Below are 16,756 nucleotides of genomic sequence, written 5' to 3' on the forward strand. Positions count from 1 at the left end.
TGATATTCTAAAAACAACTGTGACTTTTCTTTTATATTAGAAGGCTCGGGAAACAGTTAGAAAAGAGGACGTCAATCATGAAAACTGCTAACGATCTCCGCCAGGGAAAAAGGATAGAGGTTCTGGACGAACTCCGGGGATTCACACTCCTCGGTATTTTTCTGATTAATATCCCCTATCTCGCTGACGTTATGTCGGATTCCCAGCCGGCTTTAAAAATCTTTCTGACTATTTTGGTTGAGGACAGTGCGAGACCACTTTTTGCAGTTATGTTTGGGATAAGCATGGTGCTAATTTACGACCGGACGCTTGAAAAAAATCAAAATCCATATCCGCTTCTCCTTAGAAGGCTTCTGATTCTAGGATTCGCAGGTGCAGTGCACGGTACGATGATTTGGTCTGGTGACATACTGTTTAAATTCGCTATGGCAGGATTTATCCTGCTTTTATTTATGAGGCTGCCGTCCCTGTGGCTTTTCATATCCGGTCTGGCTTTCTGGTTGATTTATACGGTAGGAATGGATATCTTCAACCATTACAGTCCTTATGTATTAGACATATCGGTTTTTTTAAAAGATTCTTTACCAGCGGCTGCAAATTTTCCCGGGTACGAATACGTTTTAATAGAAGCAGAAGCGATGTCGCTTCATTTAGGATTTTTTCTTCTGGGGATGTATTTTTACAGGGTAAACATATTAGCACTTACAGCGTCCCATCGAAATAAACTTTGGGTTGCTTCTGCTGTCTTGTTTACAATTGGAACAGCTGGAAAAACTGCTTTATTTTATGAAATTAACAGTCCAGCTGTTAACGGGCTGGAAACGTTTTATCCTTTTATTCTCACTTTAAGCGTGCTTTTTGGAGTTCTTCTTTGGGGAACCACTCAAAATTCTGCTTCTTCTCTTCTGCTTCCTTTCAAACCAATTGGACGGATGACCTTTACGAACTATTTAATACAGTCTCTAGTATTTGTAACATTGTTTACGACGGGTCGATCAATATTTGTTGAAATCGGTATTTGGAACGAGCCTTCCTATTTCTTTGCTCTTAGTATCGGCATGCTTCTGTTTGCCCTGCAGATGGTTTTCAGCTGGCTGTGGATGAAAAAGTTCTATTTCGGGCCGTTTGAGTGGCTGTGGCGTATCGGAACGCACGGGAAAATCGTTCCTATTCAAAGAAAACCATACGAGTAAAAAACCGGGCCTCATTTGACAAGGCCCGGTTTTCGAACGTACTGATTTTCGATGCAGCGTATGTTTTTTACTGATTTGACTTCCTTGAAAATAAAACGGAGATTCGAACTAGTTACTTTTCAAAAATGGGAGCTTCCGGCTTGCATAATAAGCGGTGTAAACACCTGCAACTGCCATAAATGTCCACAGCCAGGCGTGCAGACTCATCGAGGCAATACCGCTGAAATAAGCTCCCACGTTAGCTCCAAACGAAATTGCAGCTCCATATCCCATCAACAGCCCGCCCAATAATGCGACTGCTGCCGCCTGAAGCGAAATTTTACTGAAACGCATCAGTCCGGCCAGAGCCATCGTCAGGAGAGCTCCAACGGCGATACCCATGTTAAGCACACCTACACTGCTGGCAAACAATGAATTTGTTAATTCAGTGACGGCTTCTTCTTCCCCCCAGTAACGCCAGGAAGCAGGGTCGAACCCAACATACTGTGACAACTTTGACCCCCAGAGGGTAAATGCTGCCGTTACTTTCCATGGAGTACCCTGAATCATCAGGACAGCAACATTCAAAAGTGCAAATACTGTTGCACCGACCCATATCGGCCAGGAAAGAAAAATCACTTCCCGCCAGTGCGTACCTTTCGGCATTTTTGGCAGCGGCGGCGGCATCTTACGCTTTTGATGGAGATGGGTGCCGATAATTACTCCAATAAAAATGGTGCTTTGGACAATCCAGGCACCGAAATATCCGAGGGGAGTGTTATCGGCCAGGGAAATTTCCCCAATTCCTCCGAGCGTATGGTTCCAGAAAGGAAAATGGGCTGCACCTGCTGTACTGCCGACAACAAATCCCGACACCGTAAAAAGAAGTGCTGTCCGGCCGCCTTTCATCGTTCTCATCGCCTGCGGGGCAAGATTGCTTCCTATATTCATGCCAAAACCAAATAGAAACGCACCGACGATCAGTCCCGCCCCAATCGGTGAAATGGCACCTTCCGGATTTTCGTTAAAAAATGCGGTCTGTGTGCCAAGTACAAGCGCAAAAAGAGAGCCTGCAATTAAAAGTTTCTGCATATGCCCGCGGAGCATTTCCGTATTACCATCTTCAAGCAGCTGCTTGTATACTGTAGAAAATCCATAGTTTGTATGGAATAGAGTGAATCCTATGCAGATGCCAACGACGTACAACAGCAGAAACTGCAGACCTTCTTCGCTGTACGCGCTGATCATAAACAAAATTCCTACCCCCATTAACGCAGCAACAATGATCCACTGGGGTTCCGGGTATTCCGGTCTTTCGGCCGACTGTTTTACAGACATAACTTAACCTTCTCTCTGGAAGTAAACCTTCCTAATAGCTCTGTGTGTGCTAAGTGTTTTATCAGCAGGCGCCTGCGGCTCTTCTCCCCTATTTCGGAGTTAAAGATTCGTTTTTTTGTATTCGGGGGAATGTTTCGTATTTTTTCCGAAGACTTTCTTCAAATCAGGCCTATCAAGCTGCATCCTGGTTTTACACAATGAAAACACCGCACTTTTAATAAATAAATATGAACTGCAGAAGTACCCCTCTGCCTCCATATATCTTCCGGTCATTCTAACACAAGAGAGATAAACAAAGGATAAAAAGTTTTATATATTTTTTCTAAATTACATGAGGTACCCACAAAGTTATTAATGCTTTTTTAAAAGCATGTCCGAATCCGGAACAGATCATAAAATTCAGGATTTATCTTAAAGGGTTTGTAACGGATCAATCTATGCCCCGACCCTGCCGAGCGAGTACCGTATCAATTGTTCACGGGACTTTTTTTATACCTGATTTCTTATTCCACTCTTTTTTATTATTTTTTTGATTATAATTTTTTGTGCATTTCTCCATTTTTTTAATTGACCGTTTTACGCACAAAATTTTAAAACTAACAGCTGATCTGTGCAGAAAAGGTTTCGTTATACAGTTTTCAGTGAATATATTATACAAAAGTTAAACAAAAAGAAAAGAGGTAGTTATATGGAGAATTTCGAAGGTAAAATCGTGGTTGTTAACGGCGGTACGTCGGGTATCGGTGCTGAAACAGTAAAGCAGTTTGCTGCCCGCGGGGCACGGGTGCATTTCACGGGAAGAAGACAAGATAAAGGAAGAGAAGTAGAAAAAGCAGTGGATGGCTATGCCCGCTTTCATCAGACGGATAACACAGATCCGGAACAGATAAGCGGATTTTTCGAACAGCTCCTCGAGGAAGAGTCCCGGATCGATATACTTTTCAACAATGCCGGCGTCCTCTCTATTGCCAGCGGACCGCTCGCCCGGGTGAAAGAAGAAGACTGGAATACGCTGATTGCAACGAACCAGACCTCCGTTTTTCTTTACATGAAATATACACTTCAGGCTATGCAGAAACAAAAATCCGGAGTTATTATTAACAATGCCGCTATTTTAGGGAATGATAAAGTGAATCCAATGCTGCCTGCTTACAGCGGTACTAAAGCAGCCATTACGGCCATGACAAAAAGCACGGCTCTGCGCTTTGCCAGGCAGGGAATACGCGTAAACTGTATCTCCCCGGGTCCGACAAAAACGGATCTCTCGATTAAGGCGTATGGAGGCGAAGAAGCTCTGGAAAGGTCATCCAAAGAATCCCCGCGCGGCTATTATGCAGATCCAGAAGAAATCGCCAATACAGTCCGCTTTCTGGCGTCCGACGCTGCTTCCTATATTATCGGAACCGAGCTTGTCGTTGACGGCGGTTATTCCTTAAAATAAATTTACGTAGTAAACCTTTTTAATGATACGTTGTGACAGCGTAATGAATATTCATCGACCGGTCAGTTTCGTTGTGTTCATCGGCCGGGAGCACCGTTTTTCGTTCCAACGCAGGATGTGAGGCGGCAACAGCTAAAGCCATTGCATCAATAATGTCATCCTTTGCTGCTTCTTTCCGCAGAAATCTATCTGCAGCCTTGTCAAAATGTTTTTCGACGTTTGGACTGTAATTTTTTAATATATTGAGCCGTTCCTGCACCCCTTCTATTTTCTTTTTGCTGTGTGTCATCGTTTGTCCTGCCATTCCATAAAAAACAAGCTCCGGATGTGCTTCGCTCACCTGGAGCTCTTTCATGCGGCCTGCGAGTATTTCTGCTTCTTTTATTTTCGAAAATAAATTCCAGGACTGTTTAGAAAGGCCATGACCGGTGAGCTCCCGGTGCTTTCTGTTCGCCTCATCGTATTCTGCCGTATACAGCACTTCCCGGCATGGGACCGTGAAAATGCTCGAGGACCGGCTTTTAATCAATTTTCTTGCCGCCCCTTCCGCTTTTCTCGGATAAGAAGCAGCTGACGGTATTCCGATCGGTATATCAATCCAGATATGTTCACTGGGCTTCATCTTCAACAGACTTAAGTGAGTTATTAATTCTACAGAAACAATAAAGCCGCTTTCAGCTCTGACAGTAAGCCACCCTCCCCGGCATCCATCGATTCCTGCTGCTTTCATTCTTCTCCCCCTTTTTTTACTGCTTTTTAAAAAAAGCAGTAAACGCTCCTTTGATTATATAATTACAGATCGTCAAAATTCAGTTTCTCTTATATTGAAAACTCATCTTTTCTTTACGTACAGAGCTTGGTACGATAAATGTTGCAGCGCAGGACATGTCCAACTGAACTCTATTCTACGAAGCGTCCGGTTCAGACCGCAGGAACGCATAATTTCTCTAACCACAAAACCACCATTTACACTCGACGCTATTAAACAAATCGATTTCTGATGTTCAATTAACTACATAGAGGTGATTCTTTTTGTCTGGAAAACCATCTAAACTTACCGGCTTTCTTCTCGTGATAATCGGGGCTTCCTGCTGGGGAATCGGCGGGGCTGTTTCGCAGCGTCTGTTTCAGGAACACGATGTTTCCGTTGACTGGCTCGTAACTGTCCGTCTTCTCACCGCGGGAATTCTGCTGCTCGTAATACAGTCTCTGCTGAAAGATCGTTCCCAGGTTGGTGCTGTCTGGAAAAATCGGCACACTGCCGTCCCGCTTATTATTTTCGGTCTGCTGGGAATGCTCGCTGTCCAGTATACATATATGGCGTCCATCAATTATGGGAACGCTGCAGTCGCCACGCTTCTCCAGTACCTCGCACCGGTAATGATTATTTTTTATCTGCTTATGCGGCGCCTGACGGTACTGAATGGAAAAGATATAATAACAGTCGCTCTGGCTCTGACAGGCTGCTTTTTCCTGCTGACGAACGGGTCGCTTTCCGCTCTCGCTGTACCGCCTCCTGCAATCATCTGGGGGGTTCTTTCCGGAGCTGCCCTCGCGTTTTACACACTTTATGCCATTCCGCTGCTTAGAGGGTTCGATTCTCTCGTCATCGTCGGCTGGGCCATGGTAATCGGCGGGGCTGCCCTTAGTTTTGTACATCCTCCATGGGCGGTCAACCTCACAGCTTTTACTGGGGAAATGTATGTATATTTAATTTTCGTTGTGATTTTTGGAACAATGCTCGCTTTCTGGTTCTATATTGAAAGCCTGCAGAGCCTGAAACCCCAGGAAACGAGTCTTCTTGGCAGCCTCGAGCCTCTATCCGCTGTTTTTACCGTCGTCCTCTGGCTCGGGGAACCGTTTGGAGGATTCCAGTGGTTCGGGACAGCATGTATTATTGCAATGACTTTTCTGCTGGCTTTCGAGAAAAAAGCTGCTTCAGCCCCAGCAGAATCCAAAGCACTATAATTATGCAAAAAAAAGACCCGGAAGGCCTTCCCTTCTGGGTTTTAATCTACTCAGTTACAGCCTTTTACTTTTGGATTATTAGCTGCAAACATACCGTCAGGATTATTTTTCCATACCCAGGCGTGCAGGGCATAGGACCCAGGAAATGGACCATCGTCGAATTTCTGTCCAAAAAGGCTCGGCCTATCTCCTCCTGGTGTCAAGTATTCGACAGCTACAAGCTTTAATTTACCATTTTTCATCGGTTCGTATACGAGAACCTCCGGCTTTTTATGATGCACCTTCATATCCTAGCGGCTTTCTTTAACATAATGAATCCCCATGTACGGCACACAAGGAGAGCCCTCTTTGTACCCATCAGCAATGGCATTTTCAACGTTATGATATTTAGCAGTAACCTGTTTTACTTCTGCCAGATGTTTATTTACGTCCGAACCAAAAGAATGGGCTCCCGCAGCAGAGGCTCCTAACAGTCCAAAAATTAACACCACCACAAGATGCAGTAATACTATTTTCCCCGGTCTCATTTTCATACATCCCTTTCTTGTAGATTTATACAGGAAAAATCAGTATGTGGTGAGCTGCTGACAACCCGTCACGAACCTCCTTTCCTCCTCGATTTTCTATCTTTATATTTTGAAACGTGAGGACCAATGGGCGGAAGAGCAGAATATTAGAAATTACTAAGGGGCCGGCTGATCCGACATCTGAATAGTATGTACAAATAACAAATACAAAAGAAGATAGTATCTTACTTTAATGAAGTTAATTAATTATACATCTGAAAGGTAAATAAAATCCGGTTTTTTAAAAATTCACACACTTTTACACTTTACATTTTACATAATATAATTTTATTTTAAGAGCTGTTATGATCTCTGTTGAAAACATCCGCTATTTTATAAGTGTCATTTAAAATAACGGATAACTGACTATGCCTACTATAATCCCTGCAATTACTACACCAACACTGATGCCTAAAAACGCTGTCCGTACCGGAACACCAAAAACAATGGCAGCAAGACAGGCACTGTAAGCACCTGTAGAAGGAACAGGGACAGCCGTGAACAGGATAAGTCCGTAACCTCCGTATTTTTTAACTTTTGTTCCTTTCTGCATTACCCTGTCATAAAGCCAGTGGTAAAATTTGTTGTACAGATCTATTTTTCTGAGCAGCCTGCTGACCGGCTGGAATAGAAGCAGCACCGGGAGTACAGGTGCTATATTCCCGGCTGTACTAATTAGCACCGTGCTGATAAAACCCTCTTCCAAAAAAGCTCCTGCAGGTATTCCTCCTCTAACTTCCATAACCGGCAGTAAAGAGATCATAAATATAACGATCTGAGGTCCGAGAAATCCGAATTGATCAATAATAAAATGTTTAATTGTTTCTCTGATTTCCTCCAATGATTCAGCTCCTTTGCAGTTTTTCCTGTTTCCTTTCATACTATAATAAATTACTGCAAAGATGGAAGGAGATTATTAAATGGAGGAATATATTGGTGAATGCTTCATGTGCCATCGGCCGGTCTACTGCTTGAATGGTTTTCTTGACGGCGTAGTGTTAGAGGGGAAACTGTATTGTTTTGAATGCGCAGAAAGCCGGCTGGAAAATTAATTTCTCAGCCGGCTTTTTGTATGATTTTTACTTGGACGTTTTTACCCAGCAGGGCGCTTCGTTATTGGAAGACACGGCAGGGGTATTTCCTTAAGGTTCTTAACATTCCTAAGAGAGCTAGATGTCCTGAGGGAAACCGAGCTGTCAGGTCGTTAAAAAACTCGACATTTTATATTTTTGGTTTTTTTTGTTTTCTTTCCTCTTTTAATTCCATTTTGTTTAATTGAATATAATGAAAAATCTTTCCTGCAAAAGCAACGAGAAGACCTATCCCAGTAAAAATATAAATTATCGTAAACAATTTTCCGAAGTCCGTCTGCGGAGTAAAATCGCCATATCCGACAGTAGAAAGGGTAATTACGCTGAAATAAAAAGCATCCAGGAGACGAAGACCTTCTACTCCGGCATAAAAGAAGGTTCCGGATAACAGAGTTATAACCATTAACGTTAATAGCACCTGAAATTCCGGGTCTTTTCCTCCACGTGCCACTGCCCGTACCATCCTGTAAAATGTCATTAAAAAGGATATCATCTTTTTTGTTTTCCTCCTCCGCCCCCCAGGGACTTATTTATTCTGCAGCCACAGCTTCAAAAGGAACCGTCGAATTGTTCATGAACAATTCGACGGTTCCTTTTTATTCCCCTCCCAGGAACTTATTTTACTAGTTTCTTTTTAACTACAACCTGTATGACATGCCCGACTCCTGTATGTTTTGTTCCCTCCACACGATCAGCTTCCCCACAGTAGAAGTAAGGACAGAAATGCGGACGAAGCCAATGAAGTACCTGTTCCGGGTCGTACAGCAGTTCTCTGGACGGCGGACCGCCTGTATTGTACTGAAGCTGTGCTTCCGAATATACTTCCATAAGGAGTAGTCCTCCCGGCTTTAATGACTGGAGCATATTATCAACTAAAAATTTCTGGGATTCACGCGGCACGTGACCAAAAACCATCACGGCAGCGTCGTAAATTTCTTTCGGCGGAACAGCGTGAGTCAAATCCGACGTCACTGTTTCTATAGAAACACCAGTTTCACCGGCAAGATCCCTCGCTTTATTCAGGCCTACTTCCGACTGATCGTATGCTGTAACATCGTGACCAAGCTCCGCCAGAAAAACAGCGTTTCTGCCTTCTCCTTCCGCAAAGCAGGCCACCCGTGAGCGGCTTTTTAAAAGATATGCTTTTTCTTTTATAAAAGCGTTCGGCTCACTTCCATATATGTATTCATTCTGCTCGAAATTTTTATCCCACATTTTTTTCGACATGAAACACTCTCCTTTTATAATAACTTATTTAAGCGTACCGGAAACTCCCGGGATTTTCACCTCATACTACTTCAACTGCGGCAGCCAGGTATAAGCCCGCCCGTTAATTATGTATTAGTTTTCACATGTGATCCTGGATTCCTCGGGTTCAGCTCTTCAGAAGAAATCCTCCCTCGTCTCTTCTTATCTACTAACTATCGTACTTATAGGAATAGCTATCTAAACGAAAAGAAAGATATGAGCATTGAGAAAGTACCTCAGGGACCCCTATGCGAATTGTAAAAGAAAAGGCTCACTTGATTTTACTGGCTTTTCAATAGACGGATTATTAAGAAAACACCGGCAGTTAACGCGGCAGCAATTACTGCAATAAATAATGAAAGCGGCATACCGACATTTTCCAGACCTGTAATGTCAGCCAGCATAAACCTTTCCTCCTTTCAAAATTATAAGTTTCTCTACTATTTCTAGTTTATCACACTCCTCTTGATTTTCGTCTGCCTGTGTCTTTTACTCTACTGGAATCGTATAAAGACTGTAAACAAACAGCGATAGATACTTCGGCCGACAGCGAAAGAAATAATAGAAAAAAAGGCTGCTTTTTTTTTTAAGCAGCCTTTCAATATATTAAAGTTTCAGCAGAACCCGTCCTCTGATTTTGCTTTGAATAATATCATCCAGAGCGCCCTGCAGTTCATCCAGCGAAACTTCCTGGGCGATCTCCTCCAAATGCTGCGGCTTCAAATCTGACGCGGCGCGATCCCAGACTTCTTTTCTCACATCCATTGGGCAGTAAACAGAATCAATACCTAGCAGGTCAACACCGCGGAGAATAAACGGTATTACCGTCGTTGGCACTTCCACACCTGCTGTCAGTCCGCTGACGGCTACGGCGCCATTGTGCTTAGTGGAACTTAAGATGGACGCGAGTGGCTTTCCGCCGGTTGGGTCTACAGCAGCTGCCCACGTTTGTTTACCGAGAGGCTTTATTTTTTCCGGAGTAACTTCATCTCTGCCGACGATGCTGTCAGCCCCGAGTTTTTTTAAATAGTCATGTTCTGATTCTTTACCAGTACTGGCCGTTACACTGTATCCATTTTTCGAAAGCATATCAACAGCCATGCTTCCGACACCGCCTGTGGCCCCTGTAACAAGAACTGGTTTATCCTCCGGCGTAAGTCCATGCTTTTCTAGTTTATAAATAGAAAGTGCCGCAGTAAAACCAGCGGTGCCGATTATCATCGCCTCACGAGTCGTCAGCCCTTGCGGAAGCGGTACGACCCAGTCCGCCGGCACACGGGCATATTGACTGTAGCCTCCATCATGCCCGGTACCGAGTGCGTAGCTTGTAACGATAACTTCATCACCCGGTTTTATATTGCCATCTTTTGATTCTACAACTTCTCCTGCCAGATCAATTCCCGGAACAATTGGGTAATGCTCGGCAATTTTTGCGTTTTTATCGAGTGTCATTCCGTCTTTGTAATTCACTCCGGAATAATGAACTTTTATCGTTACATCTCCTTCGGGCAGATCTTCCATAGAACGAGTAACAACACGGCCTTTCTTCTCCCCATCAGTTACAAATGCCTTGAATTCCTGAGTCATACAGATGCCTCCTTGAATAATTGGCTGAAATGTCTCTGCCTTTTCACAGGCAGCCTGTTATCAGCCTTTCCCTCTTCCTGCTGTACATATGCACACTATCCGAATATTTCCGGGAAATCATTTTTTCTCTATCTAATATCAAGTTAAAAACCCGGCATTCTCATTCGAACATAAGCAGACTTAACAGCTGCTCAGCTTTTCGAGCTTCTTTTCCTGCTTTTTGTTAAAATAGAATGCAGTTCTTACATATTTAATATTCTATCGATAAGGAACAGGAGAAACTTATGAGACACGTAGATTCCAGGAAAGAAAAAATACAGCTATTTCTCCGCATCCTCTGGCCGATTATGATCACTCAGGTAAGCTTATTTGCTATGAACCTGGTAGATACGATTATGTCAGGCCGTGTCGGAACAAATGACCTGGCAGGAGTAGCAATAGGATCGAACTTATGGATGCCGATTTTTACCGGAATGAACGGTATTCTGCTTGCTGTAACTACTATTATTGCCCAGCTTGTCGGAAGTGGACGCCATGATAAAATCAGTGACAACATTACTCAGGCACTGTATCTTGCTTTTGCTATGGCACTGCTCGTTCTTGCAGCCGGAGCAGCGGGCCTTCAGCCGCTGATTTCTGTCATGAACCTCGACCCGGCAGTGGAGCACATTGCCTTTCATTACCTTGTCGGTTTGTCCATTGGTATTATTCCTTTGTTTTTAGCAAATGTGCTCAGAAACTTTTTCGACGGCCAGGGGTTCACCCGGCTGACGATGATTATCACAGTTGCCGCCGTGCCTTTTAATGTTGTGCTGAATTACGGGTTTATTTTCGGGAATTTTGGACTTCCTGAACTGGGGGGAATTGGAGCGGGTTATGCTACAGCTGGAACGTTCTGGATCATTTTCTTCTTCAGCCTGTGGATGACGTTCCGCGTCTCGGAATTAAGACATTACCGCATTTTCGTTTCCTGGGTGAAACCATCCTGGAAAAAATGGAAGGAACAGTTAAGCATTGGCATCCCGATTGGATTGTCCATATTCTTTGAATCAAGTATATTTTCTGTCGTTACTCTTCTCATGGGAATTCTGTTTACGACAGTAACTGTAGCAGCTCATCAAATTGCGCTCAGTTTCACGACGCTGATTTTTATGATTCCTTTGAGCATATCTATGGCATTGACCATCGTAGTCGGGTTCTCTGTAGGGGGCAGAAAATTTGAAGCAGCGAAATCCTACGGCAGGCTCGGTGTTTTCGGCGGCATCGGATTTCTTGCGTTCGGTGCAGTATTTTTATTTCTTTTCCGCGAGCAGATTTCCTACTTCTACACTTCCGACAGAGAAGTAGTACTGCTTGCTTCCCAGTTCTTTCTCATCGCTATCGTATACCAGCTGTCTGACGCAGCCCAATCCGGTCTTCAGGGAGTCCTGCGCGGATATAAGGATGTGAAAATCCCGTTTATTACGGCTTTTATTTCCTATTGGCTGATTGGAATACCTGCAGGATACAGTCTTTCCGCCTGGTCTCCTCTCGGTCCCTTTGGACTGTGGGTGGGAATCACTTTAGGACTGACATGCGCGGCAGCGGGCTTCTATGTGCGGCTGCGCATCGTGCAGAAAAGAGTGGAACAGGAATCCCCTGAAGTATAAAAATCTTTCCTCAGCAGAATAAGGGAAGATTTTTCAACGGAAGTCGAACACTTCACGTTTATTGTTCGAAACTTCTATTATAAAAGACAGCGTTCCGGCTTACTATGTATTGGAATTAAGCAGTCATAAAAAAATTGAGCGCACCAGGAATACTTTCCTGATGCGCCGGACTGCTTATTTTTATTCAGAAAAGACACCTGCCATACAACTCCTTTTAGTATAAATCTTTTACTTGATACGAGGTTCTCTTTCATCATTCTCCCTGCTTTTTCGCAGTGGCGGCGGTTCGCCGTATCTTCCGCGTCTCCCTTTTTCCATATAATCATTTCTGTGTTTTCTTCCCTGCATACGCATCCACGTACCTTTAAAACGTTCCTTTGGGTCAACAGTAAAGGAATGCTTTGTTTTTCTTTCTTTCTGCTTCATCCTTCTCACCTCCGGTAAAGTAAAAGAACAAGCTGCTGGTTTTCGGACGCTTTTTATGAACGTCCGCAGGGAATATTTCTTTTTCAAGGGAAAGCGGACAATCCGTCTGCTTATGTTCATTATAACATATTTGTTTATTTTTCTGAATATTTAATTTATTATTTGCGGGTAGAACTTTCATTTTCTGATCAGACATTGCCTCCTGATAAATTAACTGCTGTATAAACAGAATAAAATATCTATATGCAGCTGAAACCGCCCCGCCTGGAAAGCTTACCTGTGGAAGTGAAAGCGTCTGTTCACAGAAACTAATTATTAAGTTTATATAATAAGCTATGTTAAAGTTGGCAGTTGATGACTGAAGATAAGTTCTGCTTTTCATGAGCACGGTTCTTTATTCCGCAAAACCGATGCCCAGGCGCCTTTCGAGAACAACACCGGGTCTTTAACAGAGACATCCATGCAAAATCATTGCACCGTAATAGGTGAAAACAAACTTCCCTATCGTTCGTTGTACATCTTCTGCTTTTTCCTTCGAAAGATGAAAGGATGTGGTCGTATTACCGGAAGCTGTAGTGGACATGGAGGGACTCCAGAACGGTGAAGGCCGAGCCATGGAAACGTAAGCGAATGTTCATTTTTTATTTTCAAGGCAGCCATATAACAAAAGCTTTTTACTAACATCAAGTCGCCGCGGCTGACTTTACCACTTTTGAACATAAAATTAGTGCTGAGTGCCTGAGAAGAGAGGTTTCAGGGAGTGCTCCGGGGGAACTTATATATCAAGGAAGGAGGGAGATTAATGACTTTTTCAAACGCTGGATTCATTAAAAAATGGAGCATGCTCTTCCGGTCTGCAGCTGTTGTTTCTTCCAGTGCTGCTGCCATTCTGTCCAGTATGCTCCCTTTACTTTTTTATACGGAACTTAACCCAGGTTATCTTGCATTGCTTTTTCTTCTGCTGATTGCAGCAGCTTTTGCTGTACACGGTGTACTTACGCATGCATTTAATGATTATACGGACTATAAATCCGGGACGGACCAGTGGAGCCCTGCCCTATTGTCAGGTGGGAGCCGTGTGCTTCAGACTGGAGTAATGAAACCTGAAGGATTAAAAAAAATTGGAGTCCGGCTCACCTTTGTTTTACTCGCTCTGGCAGCAGTGAGCATTATAGCCGGAAGAATAGAAACTGCAGTACTGCTTACAGTCGGCGTATGGGGCGCCTATTCATACTCCATGCCACCGCTGAGACTGAGTTATCGGCCTTTTTTTGGAGAATGGGCAAGCCTGTTTCCATCCATTCTTCTTCTCGGTACAGCCGCCCCCTGGATCGCTCTCGGCACGATACCTGTGTGGACATGGCAGAATGCGCTGATTAACGCGTTGTTTTGTCTTGCCTGGGTGATGATCCATCATATTCCGGATATAAAAGCAGACAAACGTGCGGAACCTGTCAAAAAAACGACAGTGGTCTGGGCAGTTCAGAAATTTGGTTATTACGCCTCCAGTTTTCCTGCTTCAGGTTATCTCCTGCTGACCATCATCCCCATTTTATGGATGGTCCAGGATCGTCCTGCGGCAGCGTTTGGTGCGCTGAGTGCTGTGACAGTATCTCTTTTTCTCATTCATAAAATCGATCCTGAAAACGTCCGTGAAGTAACGGACTGCGAAAAGAAACTGCTCCTTTTGGCAGTATTCACTGCTGTATGGCTTGGGATTTTCGTTTAAATAGATGTGTACAGATTGAATATCTCTCCTGTTTTCACTCCCTTTATGGCCGCAGACTTTTTCTATACAGCCAGCAGAAATTGTCTAAATTCATATTATAATAAGCTGGTTCTGTAAAAAATAAAAGAATAGCTGTCCTGATAAACTGTTCTTGTGCTAAGCTGTTAACTGTACTTTTTCCATTTACGAAAGATTGGCTTTTTTACATATTCTCTTCTTATAAATATGTTTGACATGGCAGTACATGCTCCGCTGATACCGTCCTGTATGGCAGCGGGCTTCACCTTAAACTTTCAGGAGGAGATTTAAGATGAAAACACTTGGCCTGCTCGGAGGGATGAGCTGGGAGTCGACCAGCGAATATTATCGTATTATAAATAAAGAAATACAAAGCAGACTCGGAGGTCTTCATTCGGCTTCCTGCATCATTCATTCCTTTAATTTTGCAGAAATAGCCCTGCTGCAGCAGAAGGGTGAATGGAAAGCACTTGAAAAAATATTGATTTCAGGGGCACATAAACTGGAAGAAGCCGGTGCGGAAGCTGTCATCCTATGTACGAATACGATGCATAAACTCGCAGAAGCAGTTGAAAGTTCTATTAATGTGCCGTTTATTCACATAGCGGATGCAGCCGCTGAAGCTGTTCAGAAAAGCAATCTGCAGACAGTCGGTTTAACAGGTACCTTCTTCACGATGCAGGAAACTTTTTACAGAGACCGGCTGAAAACGTATGGTATAAAAACTCTCGTCCCCTCAGAACAGGAACAGGAGCTGTTACATAAAATCATTTTTGAAGAGCTTTGTCTCGGAATAATGAAAGAAACTTCCAAAGAAGCCTGTCTTGATATTTTTCTTAACCTGGAAAATCGGGGTGCCCAGGGTATTATACTAGGCTGTACAGAGCTGCCGCTGCTTCTGCGGCCGGAGGACACCCGCTTAATGCTTTTTGATACAACACGCCTTCATGCCGAAAAAGCAGCTGTTTTTTCCCTGAAGGATAGACTAATTAACTTAGATTGATATGTTGAGGAGTTTCCTAAATCATGAACAAATTAAAAACTATTATTCCGGGGCTCGTACTGTGCATGGCACTGATGGGAGCTGCTCTGCTGCTCACTGAACTTGCCGGACAGCTGCTCGGATATGTTGGTGTCGTCGAAGGAGAAAACCCCCTTTCTGCTATTTTTACAGCTGTTCTTCTCGGAGTAATTATTCGAAATACTATAGGTGTGAGTGATGTTTTCTTAAAAGGGATTTCTTTTGCAATGAGCATAGTACTGAAAGCGGGTATCATTCTGCTCGGACTACGGCTCAGCCTTCTGGATGTTATTACGCTCGGTGCCTGGGGTCTTCCTATTATTGTCGCGTGTATTTCTGCAGCTCTAATAACAACTTTATGGGCTGCACGACTTCTGAACCAGCAGCGGAGTATGGGAACTCTTACCGCTGTCGGAACCAGCATATGCGGCATTACAGCAATCATGGGGACCGCCCCTGCGATTAAAGCAAAAGAACCGGAAATTTCCTATGCTGTTGCTATTGTCACTTTATTCGGTATGGTAAGTATGTTTCTGTATCCTTATTTAGCCTATACTTTTTTCAGCGGAGATCCGGTGCGTGCAGGTCTTTTTCTCGGCACTGCTATTCACGACACTTCTCAGGTGATCGGCGCCTCGCTTATTTACGACCAGCTTTACAGTTCCCAGCAGGTAATTGATACAGCAGCCGTTACAAAACTGACGCGCAACGCCTTTTTGATCGCTGTAGTTCCACTTATGTCTTATTTATACTTTAGAAACAGCCGTGCAGAGAAGAAGCAGAAACCCCTTTGGGAACTTTTTCCTTATTTCGTACTCGGTTTTCTTTTCATGGCTGTTCTCCGGACCATTGGAGATACTACAGCTGAAAACAGAGACCTCGCTTTCGGCCTGCTCTCTCCTGATCTATGGACTGAGTTGTGGCAGGGAATCAGCCACGCTGGTACAACATACTTTCTCAGCACAGCACTCGCCGCGGTTGGCCTTTCAACAAATTTAGCAATATTCCGCAGGCTCGGTGTCCGGCCGTTGATCGTCGGGATCATTGCAGCGCTGACTGTTTCCCTGGTCAGTCTCGTAATGGTCTCGCTTCTCGGCGGATGGATTTAATAGCTGTATAAAGCTGAAAAAGAATAAATGTCCGATCATAATGAAATCATCCTAAAAAAGGCTGTTGATAAAGTATTTTTTCATGTATAGATAGACGCTTCCCTGCTTTCGCCTTTCGGGACGCTCTCCGGGCGGGCCGGGCTCAGCTAATTTCTTCCTAAACGGATCTTCGCCTCGTCCTGGACCGCCCAGGAGTCGTTCCTTCGGCTGCTGCAAGGATATTAAAAAAAGTTTTCTGCTATGAAGTATTCCTCTTTATAAGTCCATTTTCTTCGATAAAGAAACGATTTTCCTTTGAAACGTCGGAGGAGCCGGTCGGAAAAAGCACAGTCAGACCACTGCGCAGGCCAAACAGCTGAAGACCAGCCACGGCAGGGCAGGAGAAGGAGCTTA

At 43.9% G+C, this 16,756-nt stretch carries 17 protein-coding genes; 7 read left to right on the forward strand and 10 right to left on the reverse strand.

What is annotated here, in order from left to right; genetic code table 11:
* The first annotated feature begins 77 nt into the window (after positions 1-77).
* Entirely contained in the window at positions 78-1,193 is a 1,116-nt protein-coding gene (locus tag C6Y45_RS12100; RefSeq protein WP_107585489.1) for a DUF418 domain-containing protein, read from the forward strand.
* A 108-nt stretch (positions 1,194-1,301) separates the two neighbouring features.
* On the opposite strand, the gene C6Y45_RS12105 is transcribed toward C6Y45_RS12100, so the two are convergent.
* On the reverse strand, positions 1,302-2,510 hold the full coding sequence (locus tag C6Y45_RS12105) for a YeeE/YedE thiosulfate transporter family protein (RefSeq protein WP_107585490.1): 1,209 nt from the start codon (positions 2,508-2,510) through the stop codon (positions 1,302-1,304).
* A gap of 688 nt (positions 2,511-3,198) precedes the next feature.
* On the opposite strand from C6Y45_RS12105, the gene C6Y45_RS12110 reads away from it, so the two are divergent.
* Positions 3,199-3,951, forward strand: coding sequence for an SDR family NAD(P)-dependent oxidoreductase (locus tag C6Y45_RS12110; protein ID WP_107585491.1), 753 nt, complete (start codon positions 3,199-3,201; stop codon positions 3,949-3,951).
* A 19-nt stretch (positions 3,952-3,970) separates the two neighbouring features.
* On the opposite strand, the gene C6Y45_RS12115 is transcribed toward C6Y45_RS12110, so the two are convergent.
* Positions 3,971-4,681, reverse strand: a complete 711-nt coding sequence (locus C6Y45_RS12115) for a DUF429 domain-containing protein (RefSeq protein ID WP_107585492.1) — start codon at positions 4,679-4,681, stop codon at positions 3,971-3,973.
* Between the two features lie 302 nt (positions 4,682-4,983).
* Between C6Y45_RS12115 and C6Y45_RS12120 the strand changes: the two genes are divergently transcribed.
* Complete coding sequence (locus C6Y45_RS12120; protein WP_107585493.1) at positions 4,984-5,919, forward strand: EamA family transporter; 936 nt, start codon at positions 4,984-4,986, stop codon at positions 5,917-5,919.
* A 50-nt stretch (positions 5,920-5,969) separates the two neighbouring features.
* On the opposite strand, the gene C6Y45_RS12125 is transcribed toward C6Y45_RS12120, so the two are convergent.
* The 7 genes from C6Y45_RS12125 to C6Y45_RS12150 form a co-directional block, all read right to left on the reverse strand.
* A complete protein-coding gene (locus C6Y45_RS12125) occupies positions 5,970-6,206 on the reverse strand; it encodes a hypothetical protein (protein ID WP_107585494.1) in 237 nt (78 codons plus the stop codon).
* A 3-nt stretch (positions 6,207-6,209) separates the two neighbouring features.
* Positions 6,210-6,446, reverse strand: a complete 237-nt coding sequence (locus C6Y45_RS12130; RefSeq protein ID WP_107585495.1) for a hypothetical protein — start codon at positions 6,444-6,446, stop codon at positions 6,210-6,212.
* A 385-nt stretch (positions 6,447-6,831) separates the two neighbouring features.
* Positions 6,832-7,326, reverse strand: coding sequence for a COG2426 family protein (locus C6Y45_RS12135; protein WP_245922650.1), 495 nt, complete (start codon positions 7,324-7,326; stop codon positions 6,832-6,834).
* Between the two features lie 380 nt (positions 7,327-7,706).
* Complete coding sequence (locus C6Y45_RS12140) at positions 7,707-8,069, reverse strand: potassium channel family protein (protein WP_107585496.1); 363 nt, start codon at positions 8,067-8,069, stop codon at positions 7,707-7,709.
* Positions 8,070-8,191: 122 nt separating this feature from the next.
* Positions 8,192-8,803 (reverse strand): class I SAM-dependent methyltransferase, encoded by a 612-nt coding sequence (locus C6Y45_RS12145; RefSeq protein ID WP_107585497.1) that lies wholly within the window; start codon positions 8,801-8,803, stop codon positions 8,192-8,194.
* Positions 8,804-9,105: 302 nt separating this feature from the next.
* The gene (locus C6Y45_RS18115) at positions 9,106-9,228 is read right to left on the reverse strand and encodes a hypothetical protein (protein ID WP_281260613.1); all 123 of its coding nucleotides are present in this window, start codon (positions 9,226-9,228) and stop codon (positions 9,106-9,108) included.
* A 202-nt stretch (positions 9,229-9,430) separates the two neighbouring features.
* Positions 9,431-10,411, reverse strand: coding sequence for an acrylyl-CoA reductase family protein (locus tag C6Y45_RS12150; RefSeq protein ID WP_107585498.1), 981 nt, complete (start codon positions 10,409-10,411; stop codon positions 9,431-9,433).
* A 284-nt stretch (positions 10,412-10,695) separates the two neighbouring features.
* On the opposite strand from C6Y45_RS12150, the gene C6Y45_RS12155 reads away from it, so the two are divergent.
* The gene (locus C6Y45_RS12155) at positions 10,696-12,060 is read left to right on the forward strand and encodes an MATE family efflux transporter (protein WP_107585499.1); all 1,365 of its coding nucleotides are present in this window, start codon (positions 10,696-10,698) and stop codon (positions 12,058-12,060) included.
* A gap of 228 nt (positions 12,061-12,288) precedes the next feature.
* Here C6Y45_RS12155 and C6Y45_RS17205 read toward each other — a convergent pair whose 3' ends face one another.
* Positions 12,289-12,486 (reverse strand): hypothetical protein, encoded by a 198-nt coding sequence (locus C6Y45_RS17205; RefSeq protein WP_146159179.1) that lies wholly within the window; start codon positions 12,484-12,486, stop codon positions 12,289-12,291.
* A gap of 802 nt (positions 12,487-13,288) precedes the next feature.
* On the opposite strand from C6Y45_RS17205, the gene C6Y45_RS12170 reads away from it, so the two are divergent.
* From C6Y45_RS12170 to C6Y45_RS12180, 3 genes are all read left to right on the forward strand, one after another.
* On the forward strand, positions 13,289-14,215 hold the full coding sequence (locus tag C6Y45_RS12170) for a prenyltransferase (RefSeq protein ID WP_107585502.1): 927 nt from the start codon (positions 13,289-13,291) through the stop codon (positions 14,213-14,215).
* 310 nt (positions 14,216-14,525) lie between these two features.
* On the forward strand, positions 14,526-15,236 hold the full coding sequence (locus C6Y45_RS12175) for an aspartate/glutamate racemase family protein (RefSeq protein ID WP_107585503.1): 711 nt from the start codon (positions 14,526-14,528) through the stop codon (positions 15,234-15,236).
* Positions 15,237-15,259: 23 nt separating this feature from the next.
* Complete coding sequence (locus C6Y45_RS12180; protein ID WP_107585504.1) at positions 15,260-16,363, forward strand: YeiH family protein; 1,104 nt, start codon at positions 15,260-15,262, stop codon at positions 16,361-16,363.
* Positions 16,364-16,756: the final 393 nt, after the last annotated feature.

This window comes from Alkalicoccus saliphilus (assembly GCF_003044065.1).
In the GTDB taxonomy this organism is placed as follows: domain Bacteria; phylum Bacillota; class Bacilli; order Bacillales; family Salisediminibacteriaceae; genus Alkalicoccus; species Alkalicoccus saliphilus.